The sequence below is a fragment of the Aeromonas sp. D3 genome, assembly GCF_027705025.1.
Classification (GTDB): Bacteria; Pseudomonadota; Gammaproteobacteria; order Enterobacterales; family Aeromonadaceae; genus Aeromonas; species Aeromonas salmonicida.
On the sequence record NZ_JAPDBE010000024.1, the window covers coordinates 15,419 to 31,596 of the forward strand.

At 59.8% G+C, this 16,178-nt stretch carries 14 protein-coding genes, 5 tRNA genes and 1 pseudogene; 6 read left to right on the top strand and 14 right to left on the bottom strand.

Annotated features, from left to right (window positions below):
* Nucleotides 1-35 precede the first annotated feature (35 nt).
* Entirely contained in the window at nucleotides 36-965 is a 930-nt protein-coding gene (locus tag OKC28_RS14280; RefSeq protein ID WP_021139285.1) for a LysR substrate-binding domain-containing protein, read from the bottom strand.
* Between the two features lie 99 nt (nucleotides 966-1,064).
* On the opposite strand from OKC28_RS14280, the gene OKC28_RS14285 reads away from it, so the two are divergent.
* The 4 genes from OKC28_RS14285 (at nucleotide 1,065) to OKC28_RS14300 (ending at nucleotide 5,490) form a co-directional block, all read left to right on the top strand.
* Complete coding sequence (locus tag OKC28_RS14285) at nucleotides 1,065-2,057, top strand: TDT family transporter (RefSeq protein ID WP_017412087.1); 993 nt, start codon at nucleotides 1,065-1,067, stop codon at nucleotides 2,055-2,057.
* 275 nt (nucleotides 2,058-2,332) lie between these two features.
* Nucleotides 2,333-3,322 (top strand): lauroyl-Kdo(2)-lipid IV(A) myristoyltransferase, encoded by a 990-nt coding sequence (gene lpxM / locus OKC28_RS14290; protein ID WP_270689899.1) that lies wholly within the window; start codon nucleotides 2,333-2,335, stop codon nucleotides 3,320-3,322.
* A 133-nt stretch (nucleotides 3,323-3,455) separates the two neighbouring features.
* Nucleotides 3,456-4,451, top strand: coding sequence for an LpxL/LpxP family acyltransferase (locus OKC28_RS14295; protein ID WP_011898753.1), 996 nt, complete (start codon nucleotides 3,456-3,458; stop codon nucleotides 4,449-4,451).
* Nucleotides 4,452-4,629: 178 nt separating this feature from the next.
* The gene (locus tag OKC28_RS14300) at nucleotides 4,630-5,490 is read left to right on the top strand and encodes a PA4780 family RIO1-like protein kinase (RefSeq protein ID WP_021139282.1); all 861 of its coding nucleotides are present in this window, start codon (nucleotides 4,630-4,632) and stop codon (nucleotides 5,488-5,490) included.
* Between the two features lie 96 nt (nucleotides 5,491-5,586).
* Here OKC28_RS14300 and OKC28_RS14305 read toward each other — a convergent pair whose 3' ends face one another.
* The 3 genes and pseudogenes from OKC28_RS14305 to OKC28_RS14315 form a co-directional block, all read right to left on the bottom strand.
* Nucleotides 5,587-6,102, bottom strand: a complete 516-nt coding sequence (locus OKC28_RS14305) for a GNAT family N-acetyltransferase (protein ID WP_021139281.1) — start codon at nucleotides 6,100-6,102, stop codon at nucleotides 5,587-5,589.
* Nucleotides 6,099-7,337 carry a GGDEF domain-containing protein gene (locus OKC28_RS14310; RefSeq protein WP_021139280.1) on the bottom strand — a complete coding sequence of 413 codons (1,239 nt, stop codon included), beginning with the start codon at nucleotides 7,335-7,337 and terminating at the stop codon, nucleotides 6,099-6,101. The genes OKC28_RS14305 and OKC28_RS14310 overlap by 4 nt, the downstream gene beginning before the upstream one ends.
* Nucleotides 7,338-7,533: 196 nt before the next feature.
* A pseudogene (locus OKC28_RS14315) lies at nucleotides 7,534-8,025 on the bottom strand (prolyl-tRNA synthetase associated domain-containing protein).
* Nucleotides 8,026-8,210: 185 nt separating this feature from the next.
* Between OKC28_RS14315 and OKC28_RS14320 the strand changes: the two are divergent.
* Nucleotides 8,211-10,631, top strand: a complete 2,421-nt coding sequence (locus OKC28_RS14320; protein WP_034523742.1) for a DNA polymerase II — start codon at nucleotides 8,211-8,213, stop codon at nucleotides 10,629-10,631.
* Between the two features lie 190 nt (nucleotides 10,632-10,821).
* Here OKC28_RS14320 and OKC28_RS14325 read toward each other — a convergent pair.
* The 8 genes from OKC28_RS14325 to OKC28_RS14360 form a co-directional block, all read right to left on the bottom strand.
* Nucleotides 10,822-10,898, bottom strand: a tRNA-Val gene (locus OKC28_RS14325).
* A gap of 34 nt (nucleotides 10,899-10,932) precedes the next feature.
* Nucleotides 10,933-11,009, bottom strand: a tRNA-Val gene (locus OKC28_RS14330).
* 103 nt (nucleotides 11,010-11,112) lie between these two features.
* Nucleotides 11,113-11,189, bottom strand: a tRNA-Val gene (locus tag OKC28_RS14335).
* Nucleotides 11,190-11,207: 18 nt separating this feature from the next.
* Nucleotides 11,208-11,284, bottom strand: a tRNA-Val gene (locus OKC28_RS14340).
* A 13-nt stretch (nucleotides 11,285-11,297) separates the two neighbouring features.
* Nucleotides 11,298-11,374, bottom strand: a tRNA-Val gene (locus OKC28_RS14345).
* 153 nt (nucleotides 11,375-11,527) lie between these two features.
* Nucleotides 11,528-12,574: a DUF3080 family protein gene (locus OKC28_RS14350; RefSeq protein ID WP_021139278.1), complete on the bottom strand. Its 1,047-nt coding sequence runs from the start codon at nucleotides 12,572-12,574 to the stop codon at nucleotides 11,528-11,530.
* Complete coding sequence (locus OKC28_RS14355) at nucleotides 12,549-13,901, bottom strand: MATE family efflux transporter (protein WP_021139277.1); 1,353 nt, start codon at nucleotides 13,899-13,901, stop codon at nucleotides 12,549-12,551. The genes OKC28_RS14350 and OKC28_RS14355 overlap by 26 nt, the downstream gene beginning before the upstream one ends.
* A gap of 152 nt (nucleotides 13,902-14,053) precedes the next feature.
* Nucleotides 14,054-14,260, bottom strand: a complete 207-nt coding sequence (locus tag OKC28_RS14360; protein ID WP_021139276.1) for a YaeP family protein — start codon at nucleotides 14,258-14,260, stop codon at nucleotides 14,054-14,056.
* Nucleotides 14,261-14,390: 130 nt separating this feature from the next.
* Between OKC28_RS14360 and OKC28_RS14365 the strand changes: the two genes are divergently transcribed.
* Entirely contained in the window at nucleotides 14,391-15,008 is a 618-nt protein-coding gene (locus OKC28_RS14365) for a riboflavin synthase (RefSeq protein WP_005311235.1), read from the top strand.
* Between the two features lie 83 nt (nucleotides 15,009-15,091).
* Here the strand turns inward: OKC28_RS14365 and OKC28_RS14370 are convergent, their stop codons facing one another.
* Both OKC28_RS14370 and hxpB read right to left on the bottom strand, forming a co-directional pair.
* Complete coding sequence (locus OKC28_RS14370; protein ID WP_017412080.1) at nucleotides 15,092-15,295, bottom strand: CPXCG motif-containing cysteine-rich protein; 204 nt, start codon at nucleotides 15,293-15,295, stop codon at nucleotides 15,092-15,094.
* Between the two features lie 148 nt (nucleotides 15,296-15,443).
* The gene (gene hxpB / locus OKC28_RS14375; RefSeq protein WP_021139275.1) at nucleotides 15,444-16,103 is read right to left on the bottom strand and encodes a hexitol phosphatase HxpB; all 660 of its coding nucleotides are present in this window, start codon (nucleotides 16,101-16,103) and stop codon (nucleotides 15,444-15,446) included.
* Nucleotides 16,104-16,178: the final 75 nt, after the last annotated feature.

Genomic DNA, 16,178 nt, shown 5'->3' on the forward strand with positions numbered 1-16,178 from the left:
CAGATGAGCGGGCGCGATCATCGAGCCCGATCATCTCATTGCGCTTTTGTCCGAGTGGTTATGTCCGCCAGGGGTTGAGGCAGGGCTCCCTCTTGTGCGCGGCAAAACTGCAGAAAGCGGCGCAGGGTGGCGGAGTGGTATTTCTGCCGGTGCCAGATGAGGGAGAGCTGGCGGGGAAAATGCCGGGCAAGGGAGAAGGCCACCAGACGACCGGCCTGCAACCGATCCGACACCGCCAGGCGGGAGATGAAGGAGATCCCCAGCCCCTTTTCAACCGCCAGCATCACGGCCTCCAGGGTGTTGAGCTCCAGCCCTGCCTGCCAGCGAGGCAGCCCGGGCTGGATCTGTTGCTCGAATTGCTCGCGGCTGCCTGACTGTGGCTCGCGCAGCACCCAGGTTTCATCGCTCAGCTGGCTGAGCGACAGACGACTGCGCCGGGCGAGGGGATGATCGGGATGAGCCACGATCAGCATCTCGTCATTGAGCCAGGGTTCACTCACCAGATCAGCATGGTGGTTCTGTCCCTCTATCAAGGCCAGATCCAGCTCGAAGTTGGCCAGCAGATGGCAAAGCTGATGGGTGTTGGTGATGGTGACCCTGGGTGGCAGGCCCAGCTCCTGCTTGCTGCTGGCCAGCAGGGTGGGGAGCAGGTAGTTGCCTATGGTCTGGCTCGCTCCCAGGCGCAGCTGGCCGCTTGGCTCTGCATCCGGGCTGAACAGGGTTTCAATATCCTGCATCCGGGTCAGCAGCTCTTCGGCGGCCGGTTGCAGCAAGCGCCCCTCGTTATTGAGCTGCAATCTGGGGTGAATGCGATCAAACAAGGGGGTGGCGAGCTGACGCTCCAGCTCCTGCAATGACTGGGACACGGCGCCCTTGCTCAGGCAGAGCTCGTTGGCGGCCAGTCCCAGATTGCCGTAGCGGGCTATGGTGGCGAAGACCTTGAGTTGTTGCAGGGTCAGTTTCATGTTTGGTTTACCCGAACAATTGATTCAATTCATTTAGATATCGTAAACGATAGCGGCGCTTTATCCTATGCTCATCGTCTCTCACAAGAGGTTTCAGCCATGATCGCAAGAACTCGTCAATCCCTAGCCGCGGCACCGACCCCCATGGCGGGCCTGGCACTCGGGATCGCCAGTCTCGGTTGGTGCTGGGAAAACGCCGGCCAGTTCGATGGTCGCCTGCAACTGCTGGGCGCCGCCGTTGCCGCCGTGCTGCTGGTGATCCTCACCTTCAAGTTTCTGCTTCATCCACGCCTGCTGTGGCAGGATCTGGCTCACCCTGTGGTGGGCAGCGTTGTGCCTACCTATGCCATGGCCACCATGGTGGTCTCCAAGGCGGTCGGCATGCTGGCCCCCGGTCTGGGCGAGGGGCTCTGGTTGTTTGCCGTTGTGCTGCATCTGCTGTTTCTGGCCACGTTTGTCTGGCACAGGGTCAAGCAGTTCGAGATCCATCACATGGTGCCGAGCTGGTTTGTGCCGCCGGTGGGCATCATAGTGGCTGACGTGGCCTTTCCGGGTGGCCAGTTTGCCGCGCTGGCCGACGGCCTGCTCTGGTTCGGTATGCTCTGCTACGGCCTGATGTTGCCGCTGATGCTCTATCGCCTCATCTTCAGCCATGAAGTACCGGATGCCGCCAAGCCGACCATCGCCATTCTGGCAGCCCCTGCCAGTCTGTCACTCGCCGGTTATCTGACTGTGACCGAGGATCCTTCCTTGTTGCTGGTGGCCGTGCTGCTGGGGATCGCCATCCTGATGACCTGCATCATCTATCTGGCGTTTATCAAGTTGTTGCGCCTGCCGTTTTCACCGGGGTATGCCGCCTTCACCTTCCCGCTGGTGATAGGTGCCACCGCCCTGTTCAAGGTAAGCCACCTGCTGGCGCAGTGGCCACAAGCAACCCACTATGTGGAGCAGGTCAATCTGCTGGCCCACTTCGAACTGGGTGCCGCCACCCTGATCGTCGGCTATGTGGCCTTGCGCTATCTGATGTTCTTCCTGCCATTAAGGGAGATCAACATGGATCACGGCATCGCCCGACACGGCGCCCGCCGCTAGGCACGACTCTCCTGGAGAGACTCGGGGTAAGGGGTCAGTCAACGAGAAGGGCATGCGTGCACGACATGCTCCACTGGCCAGAAATAGTGAGAGCGCTCCACCATCGGTGGAGCGCTTTTTTGTCTGCTGTTAAGTGTTGAAGGAGACTTTTTTTGCCGCGGGGAAATCCATTTTTTGAACCAGCGCTCACCCTGAGGTGCTCACGATGAATTTCACTGGTATTACCTGTCAGGACGAATACAATGCAACCCCATTTTCTTCGTTTGACCTCATTCATGTCTTCCCAAGATCCTGTGTTTGATTCCTCTTTTCAGACCCGTTTATTGCGACCGCGTTACTGGCCAAGCTGGTTGGCACTCGGCGCGCTCTGTGTGCTCGCCTTCGTGCCGCCGCGCTTGCGTGACAAGCTGGCAGAATGGCTGACGCCGTTGGTAGTCAAGGTCTCCAAGAAACAGATCTACATCGCCAAAACCAACCTCGATATCTGCTTTGCCAACAAGAGCCAGGCCGAGCGTGATGCCATCCTGATGACCTCCATCCGCATCGGTCTCAAGACCCTGCTTGGATTTGGTGAATTTACCGTGCGCAGCCCCGCCTACCTGATGAAGCGCATCCAGGTGAGGGGCTGGGAGCATATCGAGGCGGAGCAGGCCGCTGGCCGCCCCATGATACTGGTTGTGCCCCATAGCTGGCCGGTCGATGCTGCCGGTTACTACTTCACCCAGCGTGGCGTGCCCATGTGCGCCATGATGAAGAGTGCCCGCAATCCGGTATTTGACTGGCACATCAATCGGGAACGAGCCAAGAATGGTTGCCGTGTCTATGAACGCAGTGCCGGCATCAAGTCGGTGATCAGAACCGTCAAGCGTGGACACAGTTTCTTCTATCTGCCGGACCAGGATCATGGCCGTGAGGCGAGCATCTTTGCGCCCTTCTTCGGCTATCCCAAGGCAACACTGCCGGCTTTGCCGCGGTTGGTGCAGGTCAGTGGTGCCAAGGCAGTGCCCATGCTGGCCTGCTACGATGAGGCCAAGTACTGCTACCGCCTGGAGATAGAGGCGCCGTTTGCTGATTACCCCAGCGCCGATCTGATGGCGGACACCTGCCGCATGAACAACATGATTGAGCAGCAACTGACTCGCGATCCGGGCCAATACATGTGGTTCCTCAAGATTTTCGATACCCGTGAAGAGCAGGAAGGGTCGGACGGCCTCTATGAAGAAGGGATCAAGCGGATCCGGGGTGATCTTCCTCCCGGCGCCTGACCTGTCATCGTGATCATGGCCCTGCGGGGCCATTTTTATTGGGTATGAGTCTGTGTGTTGGTAAGACCACTGCACCCCAAAGTGGAAAAAATTGTCAGGATAATTAAAATAAACGTTTATTTTCTATGACTTGATGGCGGCGATGTCTTCACACGATCCGGTTTTTGATACCTCATTTCATGCCCGTCTGCTCCATCCGCGATGGTGGGGCAGTTGGCTGGCGCTTGGCTTTTTGTGTCTGCTGGCATGGGTGCCTCACGGCGTGCGCGGGCGTTTTGCCAATGCCGTTGCCCCGGCCTTGCTGCGACTTTCCAAAAAGCAGGCCTACATTGCCGAGACCAATCTCAAGATCTGTTTTCCCGAGCTGGATGCCGCCGGGCGCCGTACCCTCTTGCTCAAAGCGATCCGGACCGGTCTCAAGGCATTCATGGGTTTTGGCGAGCTGACCCTGCGCAGCGCCGCGCATCTCAAAAGCCGCATCAAGGTACGGGGCTGGGAGCATATAGAGGCGGAGCTGGCCGCCGGGCGGACCATGATACTGGTCGTGCCTCACACCTGGGCGGTGGACATGATTGGCCGCTACCTGACCGATGAGGGTCTTGCGCTCTGTACCATGATGAAGAGCCCGAAAGATCAGGTGTTTGACTGGTATATCAACCGCGAGCGATCCAAAGCTGGCAAGGTGTATGAGCGCAGTGTCGGCATCAAACCGGCCATCAAGGCCATCCGCAGCGGCTACAACTTCTTCTATCTGCCGGATCAGGATCATGGTCGTGAGAAGAGCATCTTCATCCCTTTCTTCGGTCACCCCAAGGCAACGCTGCCGGCCCTGCCCAAGCTGGTGAAGCTGACCGGTGCCCGTGCTGTGCCCATCCTCGCCTGCTATGACGAGGATGAAGAGTGCTACCGGCTTGAGATTGAACCCCCGTTTGATCCATATCCCACGGACGATTTGACCGCAGACGTCAATGCCATGAACCGCATGGTGGAGCAGCAGCTGAGCCAGTATCCAGAGCAGTACATGTGGTTTCTCAAGATCTTTGAAACCCAGGAACATCAAGAAGGGGAGGATGGTCTCTACGAAGAGGGGATTAAGCGGATCCGCAGCGGTCTGCCACCCGAACCCTGAAGGGAAAGACACTGGCTGGTGACCTGAGATGACAGCGGTGACAAGCGCTTGTCCTTTAAGCAGTTTGGTGAGTAAAACAGCGGCAAATGGGGCACCGGAAGGTGCCAAGGAACAGGGATATGCAAGCTGGCCTCATAGGGGCTATCTTCTGAGGCGCAAATAGGGTAAAAGGGCGGCCATGAAAATTCCAAATCGAATCCAACCTCTGGTTGATGACGGCCTGGTCGATGACGTCATCAGCCGGCTGATGAGCGGCAAAGAGGCCGACGTCTATGTGGTGCGCTGCGGCGACGAGATCCGCTGCGCCAAGGTCTATAAAGAGGCGTCCAAGCGCAGCTTCAAGCAGGCCGTGGTGTATCAGGAAGGGCGCAAGGTGCGTAACAGTCGCAGCGCCCGCGCCATGGAGAAAGGCTCCAAGTACGGCCGCAAACAGCACGAAGAGGTGTGGCAGAACACAGAAGTGGATGCCCTGTTCAAGCTGGCGGCAGCTGGCGTGCGGGTACCGCAGCCCTATGTCTGTCTCGACGGTGTGCTCTTGATGGAGCTTATCACCGACGAGGATGGCAATGTGGCCCCCCGTCTCAATGACGTGGCACTCTCACCCGAGCAGGCTGTCATCGATCACGACAAGGTGATCCGCTATGTGGTGCGCATGCTCTGCGCAGGCCTTATCCACGGGGATCTTTCCGAGTTCAACGTGCTGGTGGATGCCCAGGGCCCCGTCATCATAGACCTGCCCCAGGTGGTGGATGCTGCCGCCAACAACCAGGCCAAGGCGATGCTGGAACGGGACGTCAACAACATGCGCAACTATTACGGCATGTATGCCCCCGAGCTGCTCAATACCCGTTACGCCAAGGAGATGTGGGCCCTGTTTGAAGATGGCAAGCTGACCCCGGAGAGCGAGTTGACCGGCCTGTTCGAGGAGAGCACAGAGGCCATCGATATCGATTCTGTGCTGCACGAAATCGAGAGCGCCGAAGAGGAAGCCCATGCCCGTTTGGCCCGAATGAACGCCGAGCAGGAAGACAGCTACTGATCGCCACTCATCATAACGTCATCAGTCACAACATGAGCGCCTTCGGGCGCTCATGTTGTTTATGGCTGCCGTTTGACGCGGCATCTGGCTGGCGGCTCAACGCAGGGGCGGGAGGTGGTAAAACCGTACCCAGCAGTCATCCCCTGCATGGTAGCGACGATCCAGCCACTGTCCGTTGGCAGCTTCAATGATCTTGAGGGAGGCTGCATTCGTTTCGTCGCAGCTGATGAGAACGGGGCCGGTCAATACATGTTGTTGCAACCAGCGCAGCAGGGTGCGGGCAACGCCCTCACCACGGCGGGAGGGGCGGGTATCGTAACCTATGTGGCCAAGCCACTGCGCCGTGGCCGGGTTGTCGCCGTGGCGTAGCCGCAGTGTGCCGAGTATCTCCCCCTCCTCAAGTGCAAAGTAGGTAGTGGTGGGCAGATACCCCATGGGCAGATGACGGCCCTCTGCGTGATCGAGCAGGCTTTGCAGCCAGCCGTCAGGGTCAAATTGCGCCACCTGATAGAGCGGCAGACCCGCTTCGCCGCACTCGGTCACATAGCTGCGATAGGCGGGGACATCGTCAGGTTGCGCCGCGCGGCACTCTATGGTCGACGGCCTGTTCACGAGCCAGTGACCAGGGGTTGTAGCAGTTGCGGCTCGCTGTGGTGGGGCTCCTGTATGCAGGTCCGTTGTCGCCCCCCTTGCTTGGCCGCATAGAGCGCCCTGTCCGCTCTGGGGTATGCCTGCTCGAAGCGCTCTCCCGGCTGCAGCGACGTCAGGCCAATGCTCATGCTGATGGGGCCGCCAGCGAGCTGCGAGGTGGCCTGGGCGATCCGTTGCTGCAAGGTGTGGCAGTAATGTGGCAGCGTTTGCGGATTTTCCATCAAGAAAATGACCAGCTCGTCTCCCCCCAGTCGTCCCGCTATCCCCTGCCGTGGCAGGGTAGTGCGTATCACCTGACCCACCAGTCGCAACATGGCATCCCCGGCGGGATGACCGTGCCGGTCATTGATCTGCTTGAAGTCATCCAGGTCGATCAGCAACAGCTGACAGGGGTTGGCTCCTGCACTGACCTGCGCCTGTAACAGTTGCTGAAAATAGTGGCGGCTCAGCAGACCGGTCAGCTCATCCTGATTGGCCCGCTGCTCCAGCTCGCGCTGGGTCGCCAATAGTGCCTGTTGCTGGCGGGTATGAACAAGGCTGAGCAACAGATAGCTGCGGGCTATGGTAAAGAGCAGGCTGAGCAGGATCACGGGGCCGAGCAAGGGGTCGGTAAAGGTACTGGCGTTGAGTTCCGGCTGCCAGAGGTGCTTGGCTATCCGAAGCAGCTGCAGCAGCAACTGCAGACCGAGCAGCAGTATGGCAAAGCGCAATACCCGATAGAGGGGGGCCAGACGTTGATAACGCCAGAGCTGCCAGATCAGTACCGCGAATTGCAGGGAGAGCACGGCAGAGAGGACCATGATCCGGCTGTGTACGTCAGACAGGGGGCGTAGGCTGGCGGTCAGGGCAAACAGCAAAAATCCGATGAGCGCTATGGCAGGGCAGAGCCAGCCAAGCTGGTCTGCCTCGCGTCGAAAGAAGTGGCGCAAGCCCCGCTCATACAGCAGGGGCGCGGCAAGCAGCAGCAGGTTGGTCAGCAGTATGTTGGCAAGGGAGATATCCCCCTCGAGCGGCCGGAGCAGCAGGCCGCAGAACGAAGCGGCGATGGCCAGTTCGCTGGCAGACCAGTAGAGCAGGCCCCTGATGCGGCGCTGGGTATGCCACACATAGGCAAAAATGACCGCGACCCCGACATGGGACAGCGTGACAAACAGTACCAGACTCAGCAATTGTGCGGAGGAAAACAGATTATGCATCAAGGGTCTCTCAGGGCTCTTCCACCTGTTAACCGCGTCCCGACGTATGAGGTCGATAGCTGGCAGTGCTGGATCACAGCATGAATCCAACCCATTATCAATGGCTTAAGCATCCAGCCATGCATCACTGCGACGCGACCGCCCTGGCAGCCGCTGATGCGTGTGTGGGGAAAAGCAGCCCCTGATCCGCTGCCCGTCACTCAGCCAGTACTGGCAGGGTCATGACGGTGGCTTCCCGGCCCAGATGGGCCAGCAGGCGGCGTACATCGTCCAGCCTGATGAGCAGGGTGGCGGTATTGACCAGCGGATGGCACTGCACCTGCTCGGCCTGCCAGACTTGCTCATCCACCACCAGTTCCACCGCCTGCTCCGTATCACGCACCATGGCGAGCAGGGTGACGGCACCCGGGGTTAGACCGAGTGCGGCATGCAACCGCTCCGGGGAGCCAAAGCTCAGTCACTTGACTCCAAGCTTGGCAGCCAGCGCCTTGAGATCGACCCGGCTCTCCTGTGGCGTGACCACCAGAAACAGCCGCTCGCTTTTGGGATCGCGTAAGAACAGGTTCTTGGTCCTGGCGGCGGGCAAGTCAGGCAACAGCCGACTCGCCTCCTCACAGGTAAAGACGGGAGGGTGATCGAATCGCTGGTAGGGAATGGCCAGCCGATCCAGCAGGGAATAGAGTGCCACTATGGATTCCTTGTATGGGGTGAACCGGTGCAAGCAGGTATGCCAGTGACAGCACGCTTGCCCACGTGTGCGCGTCTTCGAGCTTACCAGCATGAGCCTTGCGGTGCAGCCTGGCATGACGATTGCGGGCAAGCACTGTATGAACGTACAATACTCCCATCCCAAAACCGGCCCCTTTATCCTGAATGATTGCGACCCAGCCCACCGTGACGACGACCTCTCCTGCAACTGCGCCCCTGGACGGCTTCATCCTGACCCGCCATGGTCGGGACGTGCGCGGACGCACAGAGATAGTGATGTGGCTCTGGAGCGAGCAGGGACCGGTACGGCTGGTGGTGCCCGGGCAGGAGCCTGTGTTCTTCCTGCCACAGAGCCACATGCAGGAGGCGGCCGAGCTGTTCAAGGGCTCAGGCGTGAGCGGGCGGTTTCGGCGCCTGCCCATGCACACCTTCGATGGGCGTGCCGTGGTGGCTTGCTATTTCTCCACCTTGAGCGCTTTTCACCGCGCCATCGAGTTGTTGCTGATCCGCGGGCTGGAGCACTTCGAGGCGGATATCCGGCTGCCGGAGCGGTTTCTGATGGAGCGCTTCATCACAGCCGGAGTCCGCTTTGGCGGCAAAACGGCGCGCAAGGGGGGCAAGCACGGTTACTGGGAGGTGAACGAGGCGCGCTGTGCGCCGCAGGCGGTGACGCCGACGCTCTCCTGGGTATCTCTGGATGTGGAGTGTGCCATGGACGGGGCCCTCTTTTCGGTGGGACTCTACAGCGAGCAGGATGCCCGCGTCATCATGATAGGCTCCCCCGAGGTCGGCGCGGATGAGTGGAGCACGACCCTGGAGTGGGTGGCGGACGAGAATGCCTTGCTCGGGGCGCTGGAGCAGTGGTTCAGCCAGCATGATCCAGACCTGGTGATCGGCTGGAACGTGGTGAATTTTGACTTTCGGCTGCTGCTGCGCCGCGCCGAGCTCAACAAGCGGCGGCTGCGGCTCGGGCGGGGGCGGGAGCTCTGTTTCTGGCGCTCATCACGCAACGATCCCCAGACCGGCAACGTCATCATACCGGGGCGCATGGTGCTCGACGGCATAGATACCCTGAAAAGCGCCACCTGGCAGTTTGCCAGTTACAGCCTGGATGCTGTAGCAAGTGAGCTGCTCGGCCGCGGCAAGGATATCGAGGATGTGGCCAATCGGGGGGAGAAGATCACCGAACTGTTCCACTCCGACAAGGAGGCGCTGGCCCGCTACAACCTGGAAGATTGCAGGCTGGTGTGGGAGATCTTCGACTACTGCCACCTCATTCCCTTTGCCATCGAGCGGGCTTCCCTTACCGGCCTTGAGCTCGACCGGGTCGGTGGCTCTGTGGCGGCGTTTACCAACCTCTATCTGCCGCGGCTTCATCGCGGTGGCTATGTGGCCCCCAATCTGCCTGCCGATGGGGGGCTGGCAAGCCCCGGCGGCTATGTGATGGACTCAAAACCTGGCCTCTATCGCCACGTGCTGGTGCTCGATTTCAAGAGCCTCTATCCCAGCATCATCCGCACTTTCTGTATTGATCCCATGGGGCTGGTGGAGGGGCTGCAGCATCCGGATGAGGCGATCCCCGGCTTTCGCGGCGCCCTCTTCTCCCGTACTCGCCACTTTCTGCCGGATCTCATCGCCACCCTGTGGGCGGCGCGGGACAGGGCCAAGGCGGCCAGCAACGAGGCGCTTTCCCAGGCCATCAAGATCATCATGAACTCCTTCTACGGCGTGCTGGGCTCGGGGGGCTGTCGTTTCTACGATCCCAGGCTTGCTTCTTCCATTACCCTGCGCGGTCACAGCATTATGCAGCAGACCCGGGAGTGGATTGAGGCGCAAGGTTTCGAGGTGATCTACGGCGACACTGACTCCACTTTCGTCCACCTGGCCAGGGAGACAAGCTCGCAGCAGGCCGATGAGATTGGTCATGGCTTGGCGCGGATGATCAACGACAACTGGACGGCACTGATCAAGCGCGAGTTCGACCTGCCCAGTCATCTGGAGATCCAGTACGAGACCCACTACCGCCGCTTTCTGATGCCGACTATTCGCGGGCTGGAGAAGGGCAGCAAGAAGCGGTATGCCGGTCTGGTTGGCAAGGCGAGCGAGGGGACGGAACAACTGGTGTTCAAGGGGCTCGAGTCGGTGCGCACCGACTGGACCATGCTGGCCAAACAGTTCCAGACCCGGCTCTATGAGCTGGTGTTTCACGATGAAGATCCCAGCGGCTATGTGCGCACCATGGTGGATGAGACCCGGGCCGGCTTGCACGATGATCTGCTCATCTACCGCAAGCGGCTGCGCCAGAAGCTGGAGGAGTACCAGAAGAACGTCCCGCCCCATGTGCGGGCGGCGCGGCTGGCCGATGAAGAGAACCTGCGCCGGGGCCAGCCCCAGCGCTACCAGCACAGGGGCACCATTTCCTATCTGATGACCCTCAATGGGCCTGAGCCGCTGGAATACAGGCGCAGCGCCATCGACTACGAGCACTACATCGACAAGCAGTTAAGGCCCATAGCGGATGCCATACTGCCGTTTATCGGCGAGTCATTCGAGCGGATCTGCGGCCAGCAGCTGGATCTGTTCTAGTCCCGTCAGACAGAGTGTTGTGACAGGGCAACGAGGGTGGGAAACAGAGAAGCCAGCAAGCTGGGTAGTGAGGCGGCTTATTCAGTACAGCATCAAGGGGAGGGCGCACGGGCCCGGCCTGTTGATCCCGTAGCGATGCAGGTGGCCCCGACATGCAAAAAGCCCGCTCATGGAGCGGGCTTTTTTAATCTGGTGCGTCCTAGTGGATTCGAACCACCGACCCCCACCATGTCAAGGTGATGCTCTAACCAGCTGAGCTAAGGACGCAGGGTGCGCAATGCGACTTCTTTTTGCAGGGGAGTGGTGGGTTTAATTGGATTCGAACCAACGACCCCTACCATGTCAAGGTAGTGCTCTAACCAACTGAGCTATAAACCCACATCTGCACTCAAACTGGTTCGAACCAACGACATCGCCTGTGCCATGTCAATATAGTGTTCCAACCTGCCGAGTTATAAACCCATAAATCTGCAATCTATTATGGTGCGTCCTAGTGGATTCGAACCACCGACCCCCACCATGTCAAGGTGATGCTCTAACCAGCTGAGCTAAGGACGCATACTCGGTATTCTGTGATGGTGCGTCCTAGTGGATTCGAACCACCGACCCCCACCATGTCAAGGTGGTGCTCTAACCAGCTGAGCTAAGGACGCATCACAGAAAAAGTGGTGGGTTTAATTGGATTCGAACCAACGACCCCTACCATGTCAAGGTAGTGCTCTAACCAACTGAGCTATAAACCCACTGCAAGAATCGGTAATGACCGCTTCATGACACCAGCACTGCTGACGTGGTCGGCATACTACCCATGCCCCCAAAGGCTGTCAACAGGCGGTATGCACAAAGGAGACCGTTTGCCGAGTTCTTGCGCAGCCTGTTGATTTTACAGGCACACCCTATCCGGACTTGGGTAGCAGGGGGGGCTTGCCAGCGGGTGCTTCACAGCGCAAAAAGACCCCTTGCCAGGCCTTGGCATGGCGCACTGTGGCGGCGCGAAAATCCAGCCAGACGCGGCTCTCCAGCCCGCTGGCGTAGCTTGTCTGCCATGCCTGCAGGGCTGGCGGGGATGCATTGTCAAACAAGGCGGTCAGGGAAGGTGAAATCTGGCGGAACTGGCGATCAAGCTGAGCCAGCCAGGGTTGCAGCCCCCTGGCATAGTAGTGCGTCATGGCCCCCCGCAGACGATCTTGTCGCTGTGGATCCGTGGCCGGGCAGAGTGTGGTGATGGGCAAGGGCTCCAGTTGTGCACTGATCTGGTTGAGCCAGGCCGTGGCCAGCGGCAGTGAATAGAGCAGCCGGGGCAGGGCATCCGATCGGTAGAGGCTCTCCAGCGCATCCGTCAACGGAGGCAGGGATGCAGTCACATGGTCGGGACTTGCCACCGCCTCTTGCCAGCGCTGCAACTGACCCAGTGCCTGGCGGGTCTCCAGCAGAGTGCTGGTCAGCGACAAGGGGGTTCGTCTGGGGGTCAGTACCCGGCGCAGTTCCGGGGTGCTGACCAGCGCATTCCAGAAGCGATCCGGCAACATGGCCGCTTTCTGTTGTCGCAGACTGTCCAACCACTGTGCTACCTCGGGGTCCTGTGTCTTGCAGCGCGCCAGCCCCTGCACCAGTTGCCACTCATAGGCCAGCTGGCTGAAGTTATCCGTGCTGCGCCCGACAGGGCCGTTGCGTTCGGCCACCAGGGTGCCGAGGCCACACTGGTTGAGGGGCAAGATATCGAGCAGGCCAATGCGCAGATCTGGCAGCGGACGCTGCAGTTCCCGCTGGGCGGGGAAGGGCACCAGCGTAATGACGGGAGAGGGAGTGGACGGGAGACTCAGTACATGGGCCACCCTGGTTTGATAGGTGGCAAATTGATCCTCTATGGTGGGGGTACAGCCTGCCAGCTGCATCCCCCACAGCCAGATCAGTCCGTTACGGATGGGCGCCGAAACGGCCATAGATCACCTTGAGACGGGCGCCCAGCATCAGGGCTGCGCCGGTCAGGCCGACGATAAAACCGACCCAGAAGCCTTGCGGCCCCATGCGAGGTACGACCCAATCGGTCAGTCCCAGCAGCATGCCGGTAGGCAGGCCCAGACCCCAGTAGGCGACTATGGTGACGTAGAAAATTGCCTTGGTGTCCTTGTATCCACGCAGCGCAGCGGCCGCTACCACTTGTACCGAGTCGGAGACCTGATAGATGGCGGCAAAGAACAGCAAGGTAGCCGCCAGCGTGATCACCTGCATGTCGTCTGTGTAGATGGTCGCTATCTGTTCGCGCAGCAGCACTGTCAGGGCGGCGGTGCAGGCCGCGACCGCCATGCCCAGCATGAGGCCGGTACGGGCCGCGACACGGGCGTGATCCGGCAAGCCTTCCCCTATGCTGTGGCCGACCCGGATAGTCACCCCCACACCAATGGAGAGCGGCAGCATGAACACCAGGCTGGAGAAGTTGAGCGCTATCTGGTGGCTTGCTACCGTTTCTGCTCCGAACGGAGCCAGCATCAGGGCCACCACGGTAAACAGGGTCACCTCGCAGAAAATCGCCATGGCAATGGGAAAGCCGAGTCGGAACAGGCGCCAGATCCGGCTGCCATTGGGGCGTGCTAGCTGGGCAAACAGGTTGATCTTCGTGAAGTGAGGGGAGAGTTTCACATAGATGATCATCGCCAGCAGCATGGCCCACAGCACGATGGCGGTGGCCACCCCACAACCGACACCGCCGAGTTTTGGCATGCCAAAATGGCCGTGGATGAAGATGTAGTTGGCGGGAATATTGACCGCCAGCCCAACGAAACCTATCACCATGGTGGGCATGGTGTGGGAGAGTCCCTCACTGAAGTTGCGCAGCACCTGGAATAGCACGAAGGCGGGCAGCCCCCACAAGATGGCATGCAGATAGCCGGCAGTCTTGGTGGCCATGACGGGGTCCACGTCCATGAATTGCAAGGTCAGCGGGCTGAAATAGAGCGCTATCATGGCGATGGGAGTGACCATGAGCGCCAGCCAGAAGCCCTGATGCACGGCCGGGCGGATCTCGTCCCGTTTGCGAGCCCCGTTGAGCTGGGAGACGATGGGGGTGAGCGCCATTATGATGCCCTGCACCAGCAATATGATCGGCAACCAGAAGCTGGTGGCGACCGACACGGCCGCCAGATCCACGGCGCTGACTTGCCCCGCCATCACGGTATCGACAAAGTTCATGGCGATCTGGGCCACCTGGGCGACCAGAATGGGGCTGGCTAAACGAACGAGCTGCCTCGCCTCGGACCAATAACGTTGCACTGACACCTCCGAGTGGATCAGATAAAAAGAGCAAGAACGGATAACAGGATGGGCTTTTGCCCCCTCACCGGGAGGAGACAAAATACGGGGGTGTCATTCTAGCCTGAAAGTCGCCCGCCGCGAAACGGTTGGCGGCAGGCTTTCTGCCCGGCTCAGGCGTCCTGATGATCGCTGATCAGCAGATTGGCGGCGGCATAGGCGGCTTCCTGGCGCAGTTCGGCCGGCACCCGCTCGTCTGAGGCCATAGCATTGAGGGCCCTGATGGTCGCCGCTATGGCCTGCGGCACATAACCCTGCTCACCTGAGCCAATCTGGTTATAGGCGATGCGAATGGCCTCACAACATTGATATACCTGCATTATTTCTTCCTCATTAACCCGAATGTGAACGCCGTCACTATAGCGATCGGGGGCAAGCTTGTCAGCAGGCGTGCTTGTCTGGGCGACGGGCCGGGGGTAACCTGCCTTTTTTCGTAGCAGGAGAAGAGACATGTTCACCGGCATAGTGCAGGGGACCGCCGAACTGGTGGCCATCAAAGCGCTTCCCAACTTTCGCACCCATGTGATCCGCATGCCAAGCCTGGCCTGGGGCGAGGGATTGGCGTTGGGGGCCTCCGTGGCCCATAACGGCTGCTGCCTGACAGTCACCCGGGTGGAAGGCGATCTGGTCAGCTTCGATCTGATCCAGGAAACCCTGCGCCTGACCAACCTTGGCACGCTGCAAGCGGGGGACAAGGTCAACGTGGAGCGGGCTGCCCGCTTTGGTGACGAGATCGGCGGTCATACCATGTCTGGTCATATCATGGGCACGGCGGAAGTGATCTCGGTCATCGACACCCCCAACAATCGTCAGGTGTGGTATCGCCTTGCCCCCACGCTCATGAAGTATGTGTTGACCAAAGGCTACATCGGCATCGACGGCATCAGTCTGACAGTGGGTGAAGTGCGAGAGAGTGAATTTTGCGTCAACCTGATCCCGGAGACCCTGGCTCGCACCAATCTGGGCTGGGTCAAGGCGGGCTGGCACACCAATATCGAGATCGATCCCCAGACCCAGGCCATTGTCGATACGGTGGAGCGGGTACTGGCTGCGCGCCAGTTGGGTTGATCTGGGCGAAAGTTTCCGACATGCCATGGAAAAGGGCCTGCATTGCAGGCCCTTTTGATCGCTCGAATTTTGATGACTCGCAATCAGAACATCTGCTCGTCGTCTGCATCCACAAACAGTTGCAGGCAGTCACGGGCTTCGTCCAGATGCAGCCGCAGGTGGATGGGGTTGCAACAGGCCATGCAATCTTCGTAGAACTCCTGATCCCCCTGGCTGGCATCCAGCTCGACCCGGGTATGATGGCCACAGTGGGGGCAGACGATACGCTTGCTGGTGTACTCGATCATGGTGACCTCCTCGGGCCCTCGGGCCGCCTATCTTCCCTGATTCTAGTTGGCCGGGAGGGAGTTAACCGCGAGCAAGCGCACGTTTATGACAGTGGTCAGGGGGAGACGGCGATCTGGTCCCTTTAGTGCCCTCGCTGTCTGCGGGAGCCTATGCCACCCAGCTGGCCAGCGTGGCGGCATTCAACTCACCGAGGGATCTGAGCTGGTGATCGGCAATGGCCAGACGGGGATCGCCGACCAATGCCGGGTCCGGTACTATGAGCGCTCTCATGGAGGCCGCCTTGGCCGCCAGCAGGCCGGTGAAGCTGTCTTCAATGGCCAGACAGTGTACCGGTTCTACCCCGAGTTTTTCCGCCGCGTGTATGTAAACGTCCGGATGCGGTTTGCCGAAGCGCTCCACCTCGGCGGAGTGCACCGCCAGAAAGCGATCACGGATACCGAGCTTGCCGAGCACCGCCTCGACCATGGTGAAGGGCGAGGAGGTCGCCAGCCCAATCTTGAGCCCTTGTGCCTCCATCAATGCCAGCGCCTCCAGCACTCCCTCCTTGGGTTGGCCTTCATTCAGGATCAGGGCAATGACCTGATCCAGGATGCGTTGCATCACCTCTTCCTGGCTGGGGCCCACCCAGGGGCGCAGCCGATACCAGTGCGCCACCAGCTGGTCGATGCGCACGCCTATGGTGGAGTTGCAATCCTCCTCGCTGTGGGGATGACCCAGCCCGGAGAACACGGCCATCTGGGCCCGTTGCCAAAAGGGTTCCGAGTCGATCAGAACACCATCCATATCGAAGATCACGGCAGCTAACATCTTGTACTCCTGACAAATTTGAAGGGGGATTATAAGCCTGACGGGCAAATGCAAAAGGGGCATTGCCATGCCCCT

Coding starts and splice junctions, on each gene's coding strand:
- OKC28_RS14280 (WP_021139285.1), bottom strand. CDS start 965: ATGAAACTGACCCTGCAACAACTCAAGGTCTTCGCCACCATAGCCCGC.
- OKC28_RS14285 (WP_017412087.1), top strand. CDS start 1,065: ATGATCGCAAGAACTCGTCAATCCCTAGCCGCGGCACCGACCCCCATG.
- lpxM (WP_270689899.1), top strand. CDS start 2,333: ATGTCTTCCCAAGATCCTGTGTTTGATTCCTCTTTTCAGACCCGTTTA.
- OKC28_RS14295 (WP_011898753.1), top strand. CDS start 3,456: ATGGCGGCGATGTCTTCACACGATCCGGTTTTTGATACCTCATTTCAT.
- OKC28_RS14300 (WP_021139282.1), top strand. CDS start 4,630: ATGAAAATTCCAAATCGAATCCAACCTCTGGTTGATGACGGCCTGGTC.
- OKC28_RS14310 (WP_021139280.1), bottom strand. CDS start 7,337: ATGCATAATCTGTTTTCCTCCGCACAATTGCTGAGTCTGGTACTGTTT.
- OKC28_RS14320 (WP_034523742.1), top strand. CDS start 8,211: ATGATTGCGACCCAGCCCACCGTGACGACGACCTCTCCTGCAACTGCG.
- OKC28_RS14350 (WP_021139278.1), bottom strand. CDS start 12,574: ATGGCCGTTTCGGCGCCCATCCGTAACGGACTGATCTGGCTGTGGGGG.
- OKC28_RS14360 (WP_021139276.1), bottom strand. CDS start 14,260: ATGCAGGTATATCAATGTTGTGAGGCCATTCGCATCGCCTATAACCAG.
- OKC28_RS14365 (WP_005311235.1), top strand. CDS start 14,391: ATGTTCACCGGCATAGTGCAGGGGACCGCCGAACTGGTGGCCATCAAA.
- OKC28_RS14370 (WP_017412080.1), bottom strand. CDS start 15,295: ATGATCGAGTACACCAGCAAGCGTATCGTCTGCCCCCACTGTGGCCAT.
- hxpB (WP_021139275.1), bottom strand. CDS start 16,103: ATGTTAGCTGCCGTGATCTTCGATATGGATGGTGTTCTGATCGACTCG.